The following is an 18,086-nucleotide window of genomic DNA, read 5'->3' on the forward strand; positions in this document are numbered from 1 at the left end:
AGGCGAAAATGGCCCAAGATATAAAAAATGAAGAAGTAGAAGAAGTCCAAGAAGAGGAAGTTGTGGAAACAGCTGAAGAAACAACTCCTGAAAAGTCTGAGTTGGACTTGGCAAATGAACGTGCAGATGAGTTCGAAAATAAATATCTTCGCGCTCATGCAGAAATGCAAAACATTCAGCGCCGTGCCAACGAAGAGCGCCAACTCTTGCAACGCTATCGCAGCCAAGATTTGGCGAAAGCAATCTTGCCATCACTCGACAACCTCGAACGTGCCCTTGCCGTCGAAGGGTTGACAGATGATGTGAAGAAGGGCTTGGAAATGGTGCAAGAAAGCTTGATTCACGCTTTGAAAGAAGAAGGAATCGAAGAAATCGCAGCTGACGGTGAATTTGACCATAACTACCATATGGCCATCCAAACTCTCCCAGCAGACGATGACCACCCAGCAGATACCATCGCCCAAGTCTTCCAAAAAGGCTACAAGCTCCATGACCGCATCCTACGCCCAGCCATGGTAGTGGTCTATAACTAGTTTAGAAAACTTGACAAAATTTGTCCGAAACGACAATAAACTATGAAGAAAGATAAAATATGTTTGGCTTTGCAATAGTGAGCGAAGCGGACCAAAGACGATACTCTTCGCCGTGGCGCTATTTGCGCAAACTTTGAGACCTTAGGCTCAAAGTTTAGTCAAAGAGATTGACGAAGTCAAGCTCTGACGGCGCCGCCACTTAAGAAGAGTATCAAAAAGAAAAATAGAATATAAAATTTAAGGAGAAAAACACATGTCTAAAATTATCGGTATTGACTTAGGTACAACAAACTCAGCAGTTGCAGTTCTTGAAGGAACTGAATCAAAAATCATCGCAAACCCAGAAGGTAACCGTACAACTCCATCTGTAGTCTCATTCAAAAACGGAGAAATCATCGTTGGGGATGCTGCAAAACGCCAAGCAGTTACAAATCCAGATACAGTCATCTCTATCAAATCTAAAATGGGAACTTCTGAAAAAGTTTCTGCTAACGGAAAAGAATACACTCCACAAGAAATCTCAGCTATGATTCTTCAATACTTGAAAGGTTATGCTGAAGACTACCTTGGCGAAAAAGTAACTAAAGCAGTCATCACAGTTCCTGCTTACTTCAACGACGCTCAACGTCAAGCAACAAAAGACGCTGGTAAAATCGCTGGTCTTGAAGTAGAACGTATCGTCAACGAACCAACTGCAGCCGCTCTTGCTTACGGTTTGGACAAGACTGATAAAGAAGAAAAAATCTTGGTATTCGACCTTGGTGGTGGTACATTCGACGTATCTATCCTTGAATTGGGTGACGGTGTCTTCGACGTATTGTCAACTGCAGGGGACAACAAACTTGGTGGTGACGACTTTGACCAAAAAATCATCGACCACTTGGTAGCAGAATTCAAGAAAGAAAACGGTATTGACTTATCTACTGACAAGATGGCAATGCAACGTTTGAAAGATGCGGCTGAAAAAGCGAAGAAAGACCTTTCTGGTGTGACTTCAACTCAAATCAGCTTGCCATTTATCACTGCAGGTGAGGCTGGACCTCTTCACTTGGAAATGACTTTGACTCGTGCGAAATTTGACGATTTGACTCGTGACCTTGTGGAACGTACAAAAGTTCCAGTTCGTCAAGCCCTTTCAGATGCAGGTTTGAGCTTGTCAGAAATCGACGAAGTTATCCTTGTTGGTGGTTCAACTCGTATCCCAGCCGTTGTAGAAGCTGTTAAAGCTGAAACTGGTAAAGAACCAAACAAATCAGTAAACCCTGACGAAGTAGTTGCTATGGGTGCTGCCATCCAAGGTGGTGTCATCACTGGTGATGTCAAAGACGTTGTCCTTCTTGATGTAACACCATTGTCACTTGGTATCGAAACAATGGGTGGTGTCTTCACAAAACTCATCGACCGTAACACAACAATTCCAACATCTAAATCACAAGTCTTCTCAACTGCTGCAGACAACCAACCAGCCGTTGATATCCATGTTCTTCAAGGTGAACGCCCAATGGCAGCAGATAACAAGACTCTTGGACGTTTCCAATTGACAGATATCCCAGCTGCACCTCGTGGAATTCCTCAAATCGAAGTAACATTTGATATCGACAAGAACGGTATCGTGTCTGTTAAGGCCAAAGACCTTGGAACTCAAAAAGAACAAACAATTGTGATCCAATCTAACTCAGGTTTGACTGACGAAGAAATTGACCGCATGATGAAAGATGCAGAAGCTAACGCTGAAGCAGATAAGAAACGTAAAGAAGAAGTTGACCTTCGTAACGAAGTAGACCAAGCGATCTTTGCGACTGAAAAGACAATCAAGGAAACTGAAGGCAAAGGATTCGACGCAGAACGTGACGCTGCCCAAGCTGCCCTTGATGACCTTAAGAAAGCGCAAGAAGACAACAACTTGGACGACATGAAAGCAAAACTTGAAGCATTGAACGAAAAAGCTCAAGGACTTGCTGTTAAACTCTACGAACAAGCCGCAGCAGCCCAACAAGCTCAAGCAGGAGCAGAAGACGCACAAGCAACAGGAAACGCAGGCGATGACGTCGTAGACGGAGAGTTTACGGAGAAATAAAATAGTCCAGTGGACTATTTTATCCCGAACTTGAAAATCGGGCGAGTATAAGAAGAAATCCAGAGGTTGCAACCCAGCCTCTGTTTTTCGATAAAAAGGGACGGAATCTCATTTGTTTGGATTTTGTCTCATCAATATGAAAGAAAGGAATTGAACCCGACCTAGATTGAGGATTCGTTCCGTAATATTAACAGAAAGGAACAAGGGTGTTCGAGTAACTGAACACGGGTTCCCAAATTTCTTACTCAATATAAAAGAAAGGAATTGAACCCGACCTAAATTCTCGGAAAAAAGATAAATCTGTCTAGGAGCATCGCTCCAGCGTCAGATTTCTTATTTTTCAGTCGAATTTTACGGTCTTGGTATCTTGTATGAACAATACTGAATTTTATGATCGTCTGGGGGTGTCAAAAAACGCTTCGGCAGACGAAATCAAAAAGGCTTATCGTAAGCTTTCGAAAAAATACCACCCAGATATCAACAAGGAGCCTGGTGCTGAGGAAAAGTACAAGGAAGTTCAGGAAGCCTATGAGACTTTGAGTGACGACCAAAAACGTGCTGCCTATGACCAATATGGTGCTGCTGGAGCCAACGGTGGTTTTGGTGGAGCTGGTGGTTTCGGCGGTTTCGATGGGGCAGGAGGCTTCGGTGGTTTTGAAGATATCTTCTCAAGTTTCTTCGGCGGAGGCGGTGCTTCACGCAATCCAAATGCTCCTCGTCAGGGGGATGACCTCCAATACCGTGTGAATTTGACCTTTGAAGAAGCTATTTTTGGAGCTGAAAAAGAGGTTAAGTACAATCGTGAAGCAAGCTGTAGTACATGTAATGGCTCAGGTGCTAAGCCAGGAACAAGTCCAGTCACTTGTGGACGCTGTCATGGTGCTGGTGTCATTAACGTCGATACGCAGACTCCTCTTGGTATGATGCGTCGTCAAGTAACCTGTGATGTCTGTCACGGTCGCGGAAAAGAAATCAAAGATCCATGTACCACTTGTCACGGAACAGGTCATGAAAAACAAGCTCATAGCGTACATGTGAAAATCCCTGCTGGTGTGGAAACCGGTCAACAAATTCGCCTAGCGGGTCAAGGTGAAGCTGGATTTAACGGTGGACCTTACGGTGACTTGTATGTAGTGGTTTCTGTGGAAGCCAGCGACAAGTTTGAACGTGAAGGAACGACTATCTTCTACAATCTCAACCTCAACTTTGTCCAAGCAGCTCTTGGTGATACAGTTGATATCCCAACGGTTCACGGTGATGTTGAATTGGTTATCCCAGAGGGAACTCAGACTGGTAAGAAATTCCGTCTACGTGGCAAGGGAGCTCCGAGCCTTCGTGGTGGTGCAGTTGGTGACCAATACGTTACCGTTAATGTCGTAACACCGACAGGCTTGAACGACCGCCAAAAAGCAGCCTTGAAGGAATTCGCAGCTGCTGGTGATTTAAAAGTCAATCCAAAGAAAAAAGGCTTTTTTGACCATATTAAAGATGCCTTTGAAGGAGAATAATACTCTTCGAAAATCTCTTCAAACCGTGTCAACGTCGTCTTGCCGTATATATGTGACTGACTTTGTCAGTCTTATCTACAACCTCAAAACAGTGTTTGAGCAAGCTGCGGCTAGTTTCTTAGTTTGCTCTTTGATTTTCATTGAGTATAAATCAAATACTTTCCCAGACTTTCCGCCGCAATGAAAACACCTGAAACCGTTTGATTTCAGGTGTTCGGAAACTTTGAGACCTAGGCTCAAAGTTTAGGTATGGAACTTCGAAGAAGGTCGCTACCGTCCGTCATTACTTAAGGAAAGTCTTAAAAAATCTATAAACTAAAAAGAGCCAATTGGCTCTTTTTACTTATCTTCCATTTCCTGTGTTTCTTTGATGACAGCTAGTCTGGTCTGGATATCCTTTTCCAAGACCTTAAACTTGTAAGTCAGGTCTTCTTGATATTCCTTGATGAGTTCTTTTTGTTGGTCGATGATTTGCAGGCTATTTTGGATAATATCCACATCGTCCTTGATAGCTTGAACGCGGTCAGTAGTGTTCAAGACTTCATCTGTGATGGCTTGGCGATTTTTTGTGACCAAATAACTGCCGGCTGCAGCTCCTGCAAATAGCAGTAGATTAGATAATTTCATGGCAACTCCTTAGGCGTTTTTGATGGTTTCAGCGACTTGAGCGAGTTTGTCAAAGTCTGGTTCGTGGGCGATAAAATCAATCTTGAGGTCATCGTCTGCATTGTAGCGAGGCACGAGGTGAACGTGTGTATGAAAGACTGTTTGACCTGCGATTTCTTCACAGTTGGTAATGATATTCATACCAGTAGCCTTGGTAGCTTTCATGACTTTTTGAGCTACTTTTGGTACTTGGGCAAAGAGTTGGCTGGCGCTAGTAGAATCCATTTCTAAAAGATTGCGATAGTGCTCTTTTGGTACGACCAAGGTGTGTCCAGGCGTTACTTGAGAGATATCAAGAAAGGCAAGAACCTGCTCATCTTCGTATACTTTTGAAGCAGGAATTTCCCCTGCAATGATTTTACAAAAAATGCAATCTGACATAAAATCTACCTCTACTGTATTGAATTTTGATATAATATAGCTACATTATACCAGATTTGGAGAAAATATGTTAGAAATAAAAAACCTGACAGGTGGCTATGTCCATGTCCCTGTCTTGAAAGATGTGTCCTTTACTGTTGAAAGTGGGCAGTTGGTTGGTTTGATTGGTCTCAATGGTGCTGGTAAATCGACGACAATCAATGAGATTATTGGTCTGTTGACACCTTATAGCGGTTCTATCAATATCAATGGCTTGACCCTGCAAGAAGATGCAACGAGCTACCGCAAGCAAATTGGCTACATTCCTGAGACACCTAGCCTGTATGAGGAATTGACCCTCAGAGAGCATATCGAAACGGTTGCCATGGCTTATGGTATTGAGCAGAAAGTGGCTTTTGATCGAGTAGAGCCTTTGTTAAAAATGTTCCGTCTGGACCAGAAATTAGACTGGTTCCCTGTTCATTTTTCAAAAGGGATGAAGCAAAAGGTCATGATTATCTGTGCTTTTGTGGTGGATCCAAGTCTTTTCATCGTGGATGAGCCTTTCCTTGGTCTTGATCCGCTGGCTATTGCCGACTTGATTCAGCTTTTGGAAGTGGAAAAGCAAAAAGGCAAGTCTATTCTCATGAGTACTCACGTGCTGGATTCGGCGGAGAAGATGTGTGATGCTTTTGTCATTCTTCACAAGGGAGAGGTGCGTGCTAAGGGAAATCTCCTGCAACTGCGCGAAGCCTTTGATATGCCTGAGGCTAGTTTGAATGATATTTACTTGGCTCTGACCAAAGAGGAGGAGCTATGAAAGACTTGTTTTTAAAGAGAAAGCAGGCTTTTCGTAAGGAGTGTGTCGGTTATCTGCGCTATGTTCTTAATGACCACTTTGTCTTGTTCCTGCTTGTCCTGCTGGGCTTTCTAGCCTACCAGTACAGTCAACTCTTGCAAGATTTTCCTGAAAATCATTGGCCTATCCTTTTATTTGTAGGAATTACGTCTGTTTTACTTTTGCTTTGGGGAGGAATTGCCACCTATATGGAGGCTCCAGACAAGCTCTTTCTCTTAGTCGGAGAAGAGGAAATCAAACTCCATCTCAAGCGTCAAACTGGCGTTTCCCTAGTCTTTTGGCTCTTTGTCCAGACCCTTTTCTTGCTGTTATTTGCGCCTTTATTTTTAGCAATGGGCTATGGCTTGCCTGTTTTTCTGGTCTATGTGCTTTTATTGGGAGTAGGTAAATATTTCCTCTTTCGTCAAAAGGCCAGCAAATTTTTCACTGAAACTGGACTGGACTGGGACTATGTCATTTCCCAAGAAAGCAAGCGTAAGCAAGTCTTGCTTCGTTTCTTTGCCCTCTTTACGCAGGTCAAGGGAATTTCAAACAGCATTAAGCGTCGTGCCTATCTGGACTTTATCCTAAAGGTTGTTCAGAAGGTGCCTGGGAAGATTTGGCAAAATCTCTATCTGCGTTCTTATCTGCGAAATGGAGACCTCTTTGCCCTCAGTCTCCGTCTGCTCCTACTTTCCTTGCTGGCGCAGGTCTTTATCGAGCAAGCTTGGATTGCGACAGCAGTGGTGGTTCTCTTTAACTACCTCTTGCTCTTCCAGTTGCTGGCCCTCTATCATGCCTTTGACTACCAGTATTTGACCCAACTCTTTCCACTGGACAAGGGGCAAAAGGAAAAAGGCTTGCAGGCGGTAGTCCGAGGATTGACCAGTTTGGTCTTAGTAGTGGAATTAGTTGTTGGGTTGATTACCTTCCAAGAAAAACTAGCCCTTCTAGCCTTACTGGGAGCTGGTTTGGTTTTACTAGTCTTGTACCTACCTTATCAGGTCAAACGTCAGATGCAGGACTAACATTGTCTATATGACACTAAAAAAGAAGTTGAGTTCAGTTTGTCTCAGCTTCTTTTATTTTCTACAAGAGAATGGTTGGACCGTAGAGACTTAACTTGGTCTTGACTTGGTCAAAGTGGAAGCGGTCATAGGCCCGCCAAGCGGCGCGAGTAGGAGCATCTGGATCAAGAGCGCTGAGTCCCATGAGAAGACTGGAAGTCTGGTAAAATTTTTCCAGTTCAATCAAGACTCGATTGTCCACTGTCTCAGTCTTGGCTAGAAAACCAAGAATAGAGTCTAATTGTTCCTGAAAGCGGACGTCGTCAGCGGTTGCCTGTTTGCATGCTTGATAGGCTTTGTTTAAGTCAGTAATCAAAGTCTGAGCTCTTTTGATGGGGTCTGTGTCTGTCATGAAAATTCCTCCTTTAATCTGGGTGCCAGTCTTGGTTCTAGCAACTGTGTTTTGATACTGTTAGTCTACCATTTTTAGAGTTTTTTTCAGCCTCAAATCTTTAATTGTACTTGAAATTTCCTGAATGGTACTGTTAAGATTTTATGATAAAATAGTTGTAAGCTCATCATGATGTTGTAGAAAAATAATCCTTTTAGGAGTTTTCAAAGACTGTTTAGGATTTGGTGGGCTTGTGTTAGATTTTTTCTGTTATTCTCTTCTTAGGAGGAGAATCCAATGAAACATATGATTATTCAGACACAGAAGACAGCCTATAAAGTAAAAGTAGACGATATCTACTATATCCAAGCACATCCAACTAAAGCCCATACTGTACAGATTGTTACAGAAGAGGCTAGTTTTAATATGGTTCAAAATTTAAGTAATCTTGAGAACCAATATGGGGAAACCTTGATGAGATGTCATCGAAATTGTTTGGTCAATCTTGATAAAGTAAAATCGATTGATTTTCAAGAAAGAATCCTTTTTCTTGGAGAAGAAGGTCAATACGCTGTCAAGTATGCCAGACGTCGCTATAGAGAAATTCGTCAAAAATGGTTGAAAGAAGGAGAGTAAGAAGATGAGAATATTTGTTTTAGAAGATGATTTTTCCCAACAAGCTAGAATTGAAACGACGATTGAGAAACTTTTGAAAGAACATCATATCACTCCCAGCTCTTTTGAGGTCTTTGGCAAGCCAGACCAACTGCTGGAAGAGGTGCATGAGAAGGGCGCCCATCAGCTATTCTTTTTGGATATTGAGATTCGAAATGAGGAGATGAAAGGGCTAGAAGTGGCTAGAAAGATTCGGGATCGGGATCCGTATGCCCTAATCGTCTTTGTGACGACTCACTCGGAGTTTATGCCCCTGTCCTTTCGCTACCAAGTGTCAGCTTTGGACTACATTGATAAGGCCCTTTCGGCAGAGGAATTTGAATCTCGTATCGAGACAGCCCTCCTCTATGCCAATAGTCAAGACAGTAAAAGTCTGGCGGAAGATTGTTTTTACTTTAAATCAAAATTTGCCCAATTCCAGTATCCTTTTAAAGAGGTTTACTATCTCGAAACGTCTTCTAAATCTCATCATGTCATTCTCTATACCGAGACGGACAGACTGGAATTTACAGCGAGTTTAGAGGAGATTCTCAAGCAGGAGCCTCGTCTCCTGCAGTGCCATCGCTCTTTTCTCATCAATCCTGCCAATGTGATACATTTGGATAAGAAAGAAAAACTCCTTTTCTTCCCCAATGGGAGAAGTTGCCTAATCGCGCGTTATAAGGTCAGGGAAGTGTCTGAGGCTATCAATAACTTACACTTAGTGAGGTGATGGAATGGAAATAGTTTGGAAAATAGTTTATACATTTTTGGTATCTGGATTGGAGTTGTTTATATTTTTTAAGGTAGATGGAATTGGTCTCACTTTTGAGAGGATTTTTAAGGCCTTTCTTTTTAAGATACTGTTGGCATTTGTTTTTGTAACAATTAACTATATAGTAGGAAATGATTACCTATCTTATTTTACGGAACCATTGTACGGTATCGGCTTATCTTTCTTATTGTTTAGAGGGCTTCCTAAAAAACTCCTTATCTTTTATGGTCTCTTTCCAATGATATTGGTAAATCTCTTTTATAGAGGTTTTTCCTATTTTTTGCTTCCGTTTTTAGAGCAAGGGCAACTATATAATGACTACTCATTTACTTGGTTATGTATAATAATTTTCAATTTCTTCATTTCTCTAGCCTTTTTGAGATGGTTAGACTATGATTTCACTAGCTTGAGAAAGGAGATTCTAGATAAAGGTTTTCAAAAGTCCCTGACTAAGATTAACTGGATAATGGGGGCTTACTATCTAGTGATGCAAAGTCTGTCTTATTTTGAATATGTACAAGGTATTCAATCAACGACTGTTCGCCATCTGATTCTAGTGTTTTACTTGCTCTTTTTTATGGGTGTTATCAAGAAGCTGGATACCTATTTGAAGGAAAAACTTCAGGAAAAACTGAACCAAGAGCAGATCTTGCGCTATAGAGATATGGAACGCTATAGTCGGCATATAGAGGAGCTTTATAAGGAAGTGCGGAGCTTTCGACATGACTACACCAACCTCTTAACCAGTTTACGTCTGGGTATTGAAGAGGAGAATATGGAGCAGATAAAAGAGATTTACGACTCTGTTTTAAAGGATTCTAGTCAGAAATTGCAGGACAATAAATATGACCTGGGCAGATTGGTGAATATTCGTGACCGTGCCCTCAAAAGTCTCCTCGCGGGGAAATTTCTAAAAGCCATAGATAAGAAGATTATCTTTAATGTCGAAGTTCCTGAGGAGATTCAGGTAGAGGAGATGAGCCTGCTTGATTTTCTGACTATTGTGTCTATCCTTTGTGACAACGCTATTGAAGCTAGTATAGAGGCTAGTCAACCTCATGTTTCAATCGCTTTTTTTAAAAATGGAGAACAGGAGACCTTTATCATTGAAAACTCCATCAAAGAAGAGAGCATAGATATTTCTGAAATCTTCTCCTTTGGAGCAAGTTCTAAAGGGGAGGAGAGAGGAGTCGGTCTCTATACCGTTATGAAAATTGTGGAAAGTCATCCCAATACCAGTCTAAATACCACCTGTCAAGATCAAGTCTTTCGTCAGGTGCTTACTATGATACATACAGAATGATGAAAAAATAAGACCGAGAGTGCTTTCTCTTGGTCTTGTTTTTTTATAGTTGTATTGGTTGATGAAGTCCTTGTGTGATGTGAAGAGGATATATACGAATGTTATATAAAAGTTCTTCCCACAATCCTCCACCTGTAATTTGGTTGAGTTCGGTAGTTGTTAGTTCTTGAAATGAAGTTAGGTTTTGATTCTTATCCATGTTACAATTCTCCTTTTTGATAAGATAATAAATAGTTATAGAGTGTTATCTGAAAATTAATCAGAATGGGTTAAAATTTTATCTTTGAAATAATCAAAATATGTTTTCTTTGCAGTTACACTAGTGACGCGACCTTGTAAGCCATATTGGATGAGTTTACTATCCTCATTAGATAGTTTTGCAAGAGCGGTTAGTTTAAAGAGATTTCCTTGCTCTGTTCTGGTAGGAGTTTGATCAATTGTCTGAAGTTGGCCGATGATGGTAATGCCGTGATTTCCAATCTTCTCCAGTTTTAATCTTACAGTTTGTCCTTTATCTAGTAGAGGTAGATAGTCAGAAGATACGTAGTAAGTGATTAGTACTTCTCTTGTATCTGTGATGACAGGGAATATTTGAGCAATTTCTGTACCAGTTGGAATTCTATTTTTACCTTCAAATTCGCTGTTCAGATGAACGATACCTTTACTTGGAGCGGTTAAGGTATTGTTTTCTAAGCGCTGTGTCGCTTGATCTAGTTGTACTTTTAATTCTGTTAATTGATTTTCCACGGTTAGTTGTTGCTGAGAAGCTGTCTGTAAAAATTGAGTACGAAGTACTTCAATTTTGGTCGCTAAACTATTGTCATAAGTTGCTACACTTCCGATACCAGCTTGCTGAATTTTGAGGCTTGCGATAGATGATTCCAGACCTGCAATACTTTGATTAATTTGAGATAAAAATGGCTCTTCTGCAGTTCCTTGTGTTTGTCCTTGTGAGGCTACAAGATAACGATTCAAAATTGACTGGTGCGGATTGTCAGTTGGTAAGCGTGCTCTGTTATTTATGATAGCATCTCTCAGCTCTTGATATTCTCCAATTTGTTGTTGAACTTTTGTAATTTCTTGTTCGATGGCTGATGAACTGCTATTGGCAAGATTGGCTTGATTTGAAACTTCAGTGTTAGTCTTTGAGATACCTAACTCAATATCATGAGCTTGTTTAGTAAAATTCATAAAGGTATTATGGTAGCCAAACTCATCCTCATCAGAAAAAAGATCAGTAGCTTTTTCTAAGCTTTGTTTCAAAATTCCAAGTCCTTCTTTTTGCTTCTCAAGTCTTTGTAATTGAGTTTCTAAGGCAGTTTTCTGACTTTCTTCCATTGTTTCAGAGTATTTGATGAGTAACTCACCTTTTTCAACTACTTGATTTGCCACTAAATGATTAGCAAGGATAGGATTATCACTTGTTGACTGAATGGATGCAATGACACTTGTAGGGGTGATTTCCCCTTGGGAAGTAACAGTAATTTCTTTTGTGGCAACAAGGGAGAAAATCAAGATGAAAGTAAATAGTAATGAAAGAGGTATAATTAATACTGTCGCATAGTTATGGTAACGTCTCTGATAAAACTCGACGCTTCTAAAAAGATTAGGATTCATGACATTCTCCTTATTTATTGAATAGATGATGGTAGAAGCCTTGCGCCTGCATTAACTCTTGGTGACTACCAACTTCAATGATTTTCCCCTGGTCAAGAACAATGACACGGTTAGTTCGTTCGGCTATACTGAGACGATGGGCTACAAAGAGAATGGTTTTATTAGTTAGAGACATAAGATTATCTATAACTTTTTTCTCAGTCAAGACATCAAGACCGCTAGTAGCTTCATCTAGTATTAGAACAGGAGCTTTAGTTAAAAGAGCACGAGCGAGGGCTATTCGTTGCTTTTGTCCTCCTGATAGACCAGCTCCATCAGAGAGCTGAGTTTGATAGCCCATAGGCATTCTTTCAATGTCTTGACGGATTTCAGCTAATTCACAAGCTCTTAGAATATCTTCTTGGCTAATCATATGATTACCACCCAAGGTTAAATTTTCCAATATAGATCCATTAAAGATATAGGCTTGTTGAGGTAGGTAATTAATATGACTGCGCAAGACTTTTTTATCAATGTTTTTAATATCCTGATGATTGATGGAAATATGTCCTTTGTAGGGTTCAAAGAAATTGACAATCATTTTGGCTAAAGTTGTTTTACCAGAACCACTGACTCCAACTAGGCTAACCTTATCTCCTTGTTTAATCGTGAGATTAATATCTGTTAAGGTATCTCGTCCAAAACCATACTTATAAGAAAGGTCATCAAATTCAATATCGCCCATCAAAAAATGTGAATGAACAGGGTTTTCTTGAACTTTAAATTCAGATTCGACTAGATAGACTTCGTTCAAACGGTTATTAGCGACCTTCGCAGATTGGAGTTTGGTTTGGAGGTTGATAATATTTTCCATAGGAGTTGTAAAGTAAGAAAGAAGTGTGTTAAAAGTAATCAGTTGACCGATAGAAATCTTATTAGACATGACTAATTGAGCGCCAAACCATAGGATAAGGATATTCAGAACTAATTTTGTTCCCTGTTTTAAACTCGTTTGTAAAATAGAATACTTACTGAGCTTAAAGGATTTTTCCAAATAATCTACAAATTCACTGTCTATATTTTGATAGCGATTTTCTTCACTCGTGAGCGACTTTATAGTTTCAATCCCGTTGATATCTTCTATAATGGCAGAGCTAACCATAGAATTACTTTGCATGACATCATGGTTCATTTTTTCGAAAGGCTTCATAAAAGAAAAGATGATGAACATGTATATAGGAATGGAAATAAGAGAAAGAAGGAAGAGATTAGGGTTTTGTGCCAGTAAGACGCCTCCTACAAGAATCAGAATAGAAACATCCAGAAAAAGAGAAAGAATGGTAGAAGCCAAGGCATCTATAATAGAGTTAGCATCTGTGAACCGTGAAATGATTTCTCCTGTACGACGTGTCGCAAAGAAAGACATAGGAAGTTCAAAAATATGGCGAATATAGGATAAAATCACATCAATACTTAATCTCTGACTCAGAACAGTTAGGAGATAATCTCTGGAGAAGCCCATGACTTGTTGGAGGATATAGGTAATAACCAGACCAACTGAGATGATTCCTAAAGTTGATTTCATCTGATTTGGAATGTATTCATCCAAGATTCCTTGGAGATAATAAGAACCACCGATATTGATAATAGTGACCAATAAGCTTGAGAGAACAATGTAAGCAATGAGAGATTTTTGTTTGAAAATCAGAGGAAGGAAGCTTAGTAGACCATTCTTTTTATCTTTATGGGGTTGATAGCTGGGTTTGGGAGCTAGAAAAATAGCTACTCCAGTCCATTCAGAGAAAAAGCGTTCTTTTGACATTTTGGTGATTTTTACAGAAGGGTCAGGATCACCAATAACCAGATAGTCTTTCTTTGTTTGATAGACAACATAGTAATGTTGGAGTTTTCCTTCTTTGTTAACGTGAACGATAAATGGATAAGGGACATCACTCATATCAAAGAGCGTTTTATCTGCTTGAACAGGTCTTGTTTCAAATCCCATTTCATTTGCGGCTTTTACAATGCCAAGAGCAGTCGTCCCTTCTTTATTGGTCTTTGCAAGTTCTCTCAAGTGAGCTAGAGAAAAATCTGAACCATAGAATTTAGCAATCGAGGCTAAGGCAGCGACACCACAGTCTCTCGCATCTATTTGAGGAACAAATGTACGTTTATAAGAAGTCATTGGCAAGTCCTTTCATATAGTAGATAGATATATTATGCCATAATAATAAGTTCATATTTTATAAAATCTTGAATAGTCATTGAAATTTCCTGAATGGTAAAAAAGTGATTAGAAACTGTCTTTTTTTAAAAAATTTAGAGGTGATTTCAAATAAAAAAGCTAATTCAAGGCGTTTCGATGACAATTCAAGATTTAGATAAGAAAATTTTAAAAACAGTGCTATACTTAAACTGTCAAGGTTGCAACAGGACAAAAATTAAAAATAAAAAAGGAGTATTTGTCATGGATACAAAAATGATGTCACAATTTTCTGTTATGGATAATGAAATGCTTGCTTGCGTTGAAGGTGGAGATATTGATTGGGGAAGAACAATTGCTTGTGGAGCAGGGATTGCGTATGGCGCACTTGATGGGTATGCAACAACTTATGGTTCGACATTTCTATTGGGACCATATGCTATAGGAACAGGAGCAATTGGTGCTGTACTAGGTGGGATTGGTGGTGCACTTACCTGTTAGCAAATGAAAGGAGATAGTAATGAAAAAAATCTTTGCAACAAAACACAATGTTTTCTTAGTGAGGTTGTTGTTCGGACAGATACCTTTGGTTGTTTCTACTTATCTATTTCTATCTCGTCAGTTTTTAAATTTTTCCGTAGTTTTCCAATTTCTTTTAGTAGTTATTAACTTGGCTTCTATTTTGGCTACTGTTTATCTCACTAGGGAAATGAGGATAAGAGAGTTTGAAGATGATGATTTGGTTAGTCCTAGAACCAATCAACTCATGTTCGTCGGCTTGACAGGTTTTATGTCTATCATTTGTTTGTATAGAGGTATTACAGCAGGAGAATCTTACCAACAAATAATCGCTTATATTGGCGCTATTCTCTGCTTGGTTGTCATGTTTTTACTCATTTGGGGCTTGAAGTATTATAAAAAGTAGAGCTTGATGAAGTATAAAGGGGTAAGTGTTTTTGAAATACTTACCCTTTTATAATGAATTTTTTGCAATTCAAGATGTTTCGATGACCATTTAAGATTTATATGAATTTGTAATCTTAAATAAGGTAAGATAAAGATAACAAATGTAAAGGAGTATTCTTATGAAGAAACAAAAGATAAAATCGCTATTACTTGTACCATTTGTATTTGCATCTATTACTACGGGTGTTGTATATGCAGAAGAACATCCTACTACTTCATCTATCCAGGCGAATGATAGTTCTGTTGTGGCACCAGATTTGCCATCGGCTAAGGAAAAGGTGGAGCATAAACCTTCTGTTGTAACCCCAGAAGAGTATGAGAAGAATGTTACGGACTTTAAAAAGATAGATATTGAAGCCGTTCGTCAATCTTTTACGGAGGATCAGTTGGAACATACTATTTATTTTGGTAGAAAAACTTGCTCTCATTGTCGTCAATTTTCTCCTGAATTGAAAGAATTTAATAACTTGATTGAAAAGAAGTTAGAGTATTATGATTTGGATGGTAAGGATTTTGATGGGGAAGCGAGAGAGTTTCTATTTAAAAAAGTCGGTATTCCAGGAACACCAACAATTTTGTATTTAAAAAATGGACATCCGATATCTGGATGGGTTGGTGACGGAGCAACTGCACAGCAGGTGTATGATTATATGTACTCGAGAAACTCACCTAAGCAAACGGAGACAGTGAAATCTTCTGAGGAAACAGTAACTGAAAGTGTCCGTGATGAGAAAACCAGAAATGACAGCATGAGTATTAGTGATAAAGTTGTAAGCGACAGCAAAGGTATGAGTGATGAAAAAAGAACCGAAATGAAAATATCCAATGATAATCCCAATTCTAATAGCGAAAATAGTGGGAAAGTGGAGAGTATAAACTCAACTTCTAAAGCTAAAACTACTCAATCTGGCAATTTAGCAATGTTCGACAATAAGAATCAATTGGAAACCCCCAAACCTATTTTTGATGTTGCTCAAGAAAATAAAATTTCTTTAACTGATGTTAAGGATGCTGATTATGTAAGCGAATCTATTACTTCGAATGAAAAATTATTACCGAAAACAGGAGAGACAGAAAGTTACCAACTGCTTCGGCTGGCTGTCGCGTTTTTTATGGCTTCTATAATGATTAAAGTGAAACAAAAAATTTATAAATAAAAATAGATGGTAAACAGGTAAAATGATACTATTTGTTTGTAATAACATATGGCTAGAATTTACCTATAGGCAAGAGTGAGAAGATAGGTGTATTTAGTTTATATATAAAAGATTATAATTGTATATGAACTGAATGATAAAAGGGTAAGTATTTCCGAAATGCTTTCTTTTTCGATTATTTTAACGCCTCAAGATGTTTTGATGACTATTTATGATTTGGATGGAAAATTTCAAAGAATAGTAGTATACTAACATTGTTAAGATTGTATCCGAAAGTGGAATACCAACTCTTATAGAGGAGAAAACTAACCACTTTTAGAGAATTAAATAGTAGTTGATGTATAGGTAAAAAAGCATGGTAAATAGTTAGTATTAATGGTAAATAGTTAGTATTAGCGGAAGTAGAAACAAGAAAAATACGAACGGAAAAATACAATGAAAAAGAGTAGAAAAATTAAAAGAGCAGTGCATAGCATTGCGAACGGGGGAGCATATTTTTTAATCGTTGCACTCCTAATTAATGTGGTTCTTGTCTATTTTTCAGAAGATTTTGACCCAAGGTGGGCAAAAGTTGTACAAATAGTTGGAACACCGTTTTCTTTAGGTTTAGGTTTTTTCATTTATGGTGAAGGCGTAAAAGCACTAAACGAATATAAAAAAGAAGACGACGAGAAGGGGAAATAATAATTAAAAAAACTGAAACAGTACTAAAAAATGTAAAATAAAGGGGGAAAATGGCGAGTAAAAAGAAGTTACTTGGAGAAGAGTTTGGGAAGATGGTGTTGTCAAGGACGATAGCGACCTATGAAAAAGCAATCAACGCTGAAAAATAACATTTTCAGATGAAAAGATGGAGGAGCTAGACAACATACTATCTAATGGAATGGGGTTGCTTGATGGAGTACAAGCATACGGTATTCTAACAGGACGAAAATAAAAAAAGCATTCCTCGTGAATACAAAAACAATGTTTCAATTAGCAGAAGTTAACAGATAAAGTTTGTCTTTATCGAGCCTGACTTTTACCAGAGTATGTGAGGTATATTAAATGAATAAGAAATCCTTTTTTATCATCTGCTCTACGTTGATTATAGCATCGAATCTTCTCATGATTTCCGTGGTGAACAAGGGAGAAGAAACAGGGAGCAATCTGTTTGTGATTGCTATAGCCTGTGTTATGTTACCAGCCTTTTTATATGCAGTTGAAAATCAACTGACTTCATTGGTAAGAGTAGAATCAATACTCCTGATTCAGCTGACAGTTATATCCCTACTCCGTCTTATCAACAGAATAGGGAGGACGCCTGAAATCCTCAACATTATCATTACCCTTATCGCTTTGGCAAGTGGGACAGCTGCTATCCTTGTTGCAATCATGAGAATCTATGAGAACAGACGGAAGTAAGGGTGAATAGTTTTCGATTTTGTATTTTCACATTGTTAAGTTTCCATAGGGCAAGTATGTTTTTCATGCTTGCTTTTTTTATTTTTAACAATTCAAGATGTTTTGATGACCATTTATGATTTGGATGGAAAATTTTAAAAAATAGTAGTATACTAATCTTATTAAGGTTGTAATAGGACGAAAGTAAAAAGAGGTATTCCTCGTGAATGCAAAAACAATGTTACAATTGGCTATTATAGTTGCTTAAAGGCTTGAGCTTGTATGTAGAGGAGCTGTACTTGGAGGTAATTATGGATTTCAAAAGTTTTCTTATTGCTTTTGTTGTTGGTATGTTTGTTTCTTTTATTACTTCTTTAATTAGGAAAAAATTTTTAAAATCTCCAAAGAAGAATAAAGATAGATCTAATTAGATAAAAAGATTTTTTATCGCTAGTTTAATCTACAGGGGAGTTTCTTTAATATTGTTTCGCCTGTTAAAATGATATGTGATAGCAGGATAAAAAATCTACAAATTAAGTTGGTATCAATACGGTGTAAAGGGCAAGTATGTTTTTCATGCTTGCTTTTTAAATTTTTTACAATTCAAGATGTTTTGATGACCATTTATGATTTGAGTGATCCAAGGTCAAAATGAGTGCTATACTAGCA

General features: G+C 38.6%; 20 protein-coding genes. 14 read left to right on the forward strand and 6 right to left on the reverse strand.

Annotation, left to right across the window (positions count from 1 at the left end; translation table 11 throughout):
• The first annotated feature begins 8 nt into the window (after positions 1-8).
• The 3 genes from grpE to dnaJ all read left to right on the forward strand — a co-directional run bounded on the left by grpE (position 9) and on the right by dnaJ (position 4,118).
• Complete coding sequence (grpE, locus tag ACLNCP_RS08170; RefSeq protein WP_424844297.1) at positions 9-533, forward strand: nucleotide exchange factor GrpE; 525 nt, start codon at positions 9-11, stop codon at positions 531-533.
• Between the two features lie 253 nt (positions 534-786).
• Positions 787-2,610 (forward strand): molecular chaperone DnaK, encoded by a 1,824-nt coding sequence (dnaK, locus tag ACLNCP_RS08175; protein ID WP_023947126.1) that lies wholly within the window; start codon positions 787-789, stop codon positions 2,608-2,610.
• A gap of 371 nt (positions 2,611-2,981) precedes the next feature.
• A complete protein-coding gene (dnaJ, locus tag ACLNCP_RS08180; RefSeq protein WP_001066308.1) occupies positions 2,982-4,118 on the forward strand; it encodes a molecular chaperone DnaJ in 1,137 nt (378 codons plus the stop codon).
• 339 nt (positions 4,119-4,457) lie between these two features.
• On the opposite strand, the gene ACLNCP_RS08185 is transcribed toward dnaJ, so the two are convergent.
• On the reverse strand, positions 4,458-4,745 hold the full coding sequence (locus ACLNCP_RS08185) for a hypothetical protein (RefSeq protein ID WP_223340339.1): 288 nt from the start codon (positions 4,743-4,745) through the stop codon (positions 4,458-4,460).
• A gap of 9 nt (positions 4,746-4,754) precedes the next feature.
• Positions 4,755-5,165 carry an HIT family protein gene (locus ACLNCP_RS08190; protein WP_023947132.1) on the reverse strand — a complete coding sequence of 137 codons (411 nt, stop codon included), beginning with the start codon at positions 5,163-5,165 and terminating at the stop codon, positions 4,755-4,757.
• Between the two features lie 67 nt (positions 5,166-5,232).
• Here ACLNCP_RS08190 and ACLNCP_RS08195 point away from each other — a divergent pair, with 67 nt between their 5' ends.
• Both ACLNCP_RS08195 and ACLNCP_RS08200 read left to right on the forward strand, forming a co-directional pair.
• Positions 5,233-5,964 carry an ABC transporter ATP-binding protein gene (locus tag ACLNCP_RS08195; protein ID WP_000889954.1) on the forward strand — a complete coding sequence of 244 codons (732 nt, stop codon included), beginning with the start codon at positions 5,233-5,235 and terminating at the stop codon, positions 5,962-5,964.
• Positions 5,961-7,010 (forward strand): ABC transporter permease, encoded by a 1,050-nt coding sequence (locus ACLNCP_RS08200; RefSeq protein WP_261047984.1) that lies wholly within the window; start codon positions 5,961-5,963, stop codon positions 7,008-7,010. Before ACLNCP_RS08195 ends, ACLNCP_RS08200 begins: the two co-directional genes overlap by 4 nt.
• Positions 7,011-7,071: 61 nt before the next feature.
• On the opposite strand, the gene ACLNCP_RS08205 is transcribed toward ACLNCP_RS08200, so the two are convergent.
• Positions 7,072-7,401 carry a helicase BlpT gene (locus ACLNCP_RS08205; protein ID WP_141230284.1) on the reverse strand — a complete coding sequence of 110 codons (330 nt, stop codon included), beginning with the start codon at positions 7,399-7,401 and terminating at the stop codon, positions 7,072-7,074.
• Positions 7,402-7,677: 276 nt separating this feature from the next.
• On the opposite strand from ACLNCP_RS08205, the gene ACLNCP_RS08210 reads away from it, so the two are divergent.
• Genes ACLNCP_RS08210 through ACLNCP_RS08220 form a run of 3 tightly spaced genes read left to right on the forward strand, consistent with a single transcriptional unit; the run spans position 7,678 to position 10,112 of the window.
• Entirely contained in the window at positions 7,678-8,016 is a 339-nt protein-coding gene (locus tag ACLNCP_RS08210; protein ID WP_049494994.1) for a LytTR family DNA-binding domain-containing protein, read from the forward strand.
• Positions 8,017-8,020: 4 nt separating this feature from the next.
• Positions 8,021-8,767, forward strand: coding sequence for a response regulator transcription factor (locus ACLNCP_RS08215; protein WP_064276246.1), 747 nt, complete (start codon positions 8,021-8,023; stop codon positions 8,765-8,767).
• Positions 8,768-8,771: 4 nt separating this feature from the next.
• Positions 8,772-10,112, forward strand: coding sequence for a sensor histidine kinase (locus ACLNCP_RS08220; RefSeq protein ID WP_424844298.1), 1,341 nt, complete (start codon positions 8,772-8,774; stop codon positions 10,110-10,112).
• Between the two features lie 43 nt (positions 10,113-10,155).
• Here ACLNCP_RS08220 and blpC read toward each other — a convergent pair whose 3' ends face one another.
• The 3 genes from blpC to blpA are packed head-to-tail and all read right to left on the reverse strand — an operon-like array spanning position 10,156 to position 13,893.
• Positions 10,156-10,311: a quorum-sensing system pheromone BlpC gene (gene blpC, locus ACLNCP_RS08225; RefSeq protein WP_064276248.1), complete on the reverse strand. Its 156-nt coding sequence runs from the start codon at positions 10,309-10,311 to the stop codon at positions 10,156-10,158.
• Between the two features lie 56 nt (positions 10,312-10,367).
• Positions 10,368-11,729, reverse strand: coding sequence for a peptide export ABC transport accessory protein BlpB (blpB, locus tag ACLNCP_RS08230; protein WP_156011571.1), 1,362 nt, complete (start codon positions 11,727-11,729; stop codon positions 10,368-10,370).
• A gap of 10 nt (positions 11,730-11,739) precedes the next feature.
• Positions 11,740-13,893 (reverse strand): peptide cleavage/export ABC transporter BlpA, encoded by a 2,154-nt coding sequence (gene blpA / locus ACLNCP_RS08235; protein ID WP_424844299.1) that lies wholly within the window; start codon positions 13,891-13,893, stop codon positions 11,740-11,742.
• Positions 13,894-14,175: 282 nt separating this feature from the next.
• On the opposite strand from blpA, the gene ACLNCP_RS08240 reads away from it, so the two are divergent.
• From ACLNCP_RS08240 to ACLNCP_RS08265, 6 genes are all read left to right on the forward strand, one after another.
• Positions 14,176-14,412 (forward strand): Blp family class II bacteriocin, encoded by a 237-nt coding sequence (locus ACLNCP_RS08240; RefSeq protein ID WP_033684811.1) that lies wholly within the window; start codon positions 14,176-14,178, stop codon positions 14,410-14,412.
• A gap of 19 nt (positions 14,413-14,431) precedes the next feature.
• Positions 14,432-14,836 (forward strand): hypothetical protein, encoded by a 405-nt coding sequence (locus tag ACLNCP_RS08245; protein WP_064276251.1) that lies wholly within the window; start codon positions 14,432-14,434, stop codon positions 14,834-14,836.
• 160 nt (positions 14,837-14,996) lie between these two features.
• Positions 14,997-16,034: a thioredoxin domain-containing protein gene (locus tag ACLNCP_RS08250; protein ID WP_424844300.1), complete on the forward strand. Its 1,038-nt coding sequence runs from the start codon at positions 14,997-14,999 to the stop codon at positions 16,032-16,034.
• Positions 16,035-16,469: 435 nt separating this feature from the next.
• Positions 16,470-16,718, forward strand: coding sequence for a hypothetical protein (locus tag ACLNCP_RS08255; protein WP_064276253.1), 249 nt, complete (start codon positions 16,470-16,472; stop codon positions 16,716-16,718).
• 363 nt (positions 16,719-17,081) lie between these two features.
• Complete coding sequence (locus tag ACLNCP_RS08260) at positions 17,082-17,438, forward strand: hypothetical protein (protein WP_001036308.1); 357 nt, start codon at positions 17,082-17,084, stop codon at positions 17,436-17,438.
• A gap of 290 nt (positions 17,439-17,728) precedes the next feature.
• Positions 17,729-17,848 (forward strand): PncF family bacteriocin immunity protein, encoded by a 120-nt coding sequence (locus ACLNCP_RS08265; RefSeq protein WP_125443382.1) that lies wholly within the window; start codon positions 17,729-17,731, stop codon positions 17,846-17,848.
• Positions 17,849-18,086 lie beyond the last annotated feature (238 nt).

The sequence above is a fragment of the Streptococcus sp. CL6.35 genome, assembly GCF_049737915.1.
Taxonomy (GTDB): Bacteria; Bacillota; Bacilli; order Lactobacillales; family Streptococcaceae; genus Streptococcus.

What these genes read in the sequence shown, in the direction of transcription:
- grpE (WP_424844297.1), top strand. Translation starts at nt 9, where the DNA reads ATGGCCCAAGATATAAAAAATGAAGAAGTAGAAGAAGTCCAAGAAGAG.
- dnaK (WP_023947126.1), top strand. Translation starts at nt 787, where the DNA reads ATGTCTAAAATTATCGGTATTGACTTAGGTACAACAAACTCAGCAGTT.
- dnaJ (WP_001066308.1), top strand. Translation starts at nt 2,982, where the DNA reads ATGAACAATACTGAATTTTATGATCGTCTGGGGGTGTCAAAAAACGCT.
- ACLNCP_RS08185 (WP_223340339.1), bottom strand. Translation starts at nt 4,745, where the DNA reads ATGAAATTATCTAATCTACTGCTATTTGCAGGAGCTGCAGCCGGCAGT.
- ACLNCP_RS08190 (WP_023947132.1), bottom strand. Translation starts at nt 5,165, where the DNA reads ATGTCAGATTGCATTTTTTGTAAAATCATTGCAGGGGAAATTCCTGCT.
- ACLNCP_RS08195 (WP_000889954.1), top strand. Translation starts at nt 5,233, where the DNA reads ATGTTAGAAATAAAAAACCTGACAGGTGGCTATGTCCATGTCCCTGTC.
- ACLNCP_RS08200 (WP_261047984.1), top strand. Translation starts at nt 5,961, where the DNA reads ATGAAAGACTTGTTTTTAAAGAGAAAGCAGGCTTTTCGTAAGGAGTGT.
- ACLNCP_RS08205 (WP_141230284.1), bottom strand. Translation starts at nt 7,401, where the DNA reads ATGACAGACACAGACCCCATCAAAAGAGCTCAGACTTTGATTACTGAC.
- ACLNCP_RS08210 (WP_049494994.1), top strand. Translation starts at nt 7,678, where the DNA reads ATGAAACATATGATTATTCAGACACAGAAGACAGCCTATAAAGTAAAA.
- ACLNCP_RS08215 (WP_064276246.1), top strand. Translation starts at nt 8,021, where the DNA reads ATGAGAATATTTGTTTTAGAAGATGATTTTTCCCAACAAGCTAGAATT.
- ACLNCP_RS08220 (WP_424844298.1), top strand. Translation starts at nt 8,772, where the DNA reads ATGGAAATAGTTTGGAAAATAGTTTATACATTTTTGGTATCTGGATTG.
- blpC (WP_064276248.1), bottom strand. Translation starts at nt 10,311, where the DNA reads ATGGATAAGAATCAAAACCTAACTTCATTTCAAGAACTAACAACTACC.
- blpB (WP_156011571.1), bottom strand. Translation starts at nt 11,729, where the DNA reads ATGAATCCTAATCTTTTTAGAAGCGTCGAGTTTTATCAGAGACGTTAC.
- blpA (WP_424844299.1), bottom strand. Translation starts at nt 13,893, where the DNA reads ATGACTTCTTATAAACGTACATTTGTTCCTCAAATAGATGCGAGAGAC.
- ACLNCP_RS08240 (WP_033684811.1), top strand. Translation starts at nt 14,176, where the DNA reads ATGGATACAAAAATGATGTCACAATTTTCTGTTATGGATAATGAAATG.
- ACLNCP_RS08245 (WP_064276251.1), top strand. Translation starts at nt 14,432, where the DNA reads ATGAAAAAAATCTTTGCAACAAAACACAATGTTTTCTTAGTGAGGTTG.
- ACLNCP_RS08250 (WP_424844300.1), top strand. Translation starts at nt 14,997, where the DNA reads ATGAAGAAACAAAAGATAAAATCGCTATTACTTGTACCATTTGTATTT.
- ACLNCP_RS08255 (WP_064276253.1), top strand. Translation starts at nt 16,470, where the DNA reads ATGAAAAAGAGTAGAAAAATTAAAAGAGCAGTGCATAGCATTGCGAAC.
- ACLNCP_RS08260 (WP_001036308.1), top strand. Translation starts at nt 17,082, where the DNA reads ATGAATAAGAAATCCTTTTTTATCATCTGCTCTACGTTGATTATAGCA.
- ACLNCP_RS08265 (WP_125443382.1), top strand. Translation starts at nt 17,729, where the DNA reads ATGGATTTCAAAAGTTTTCTTATTGCTTTTGTTGTTGGTATGTTTGTT.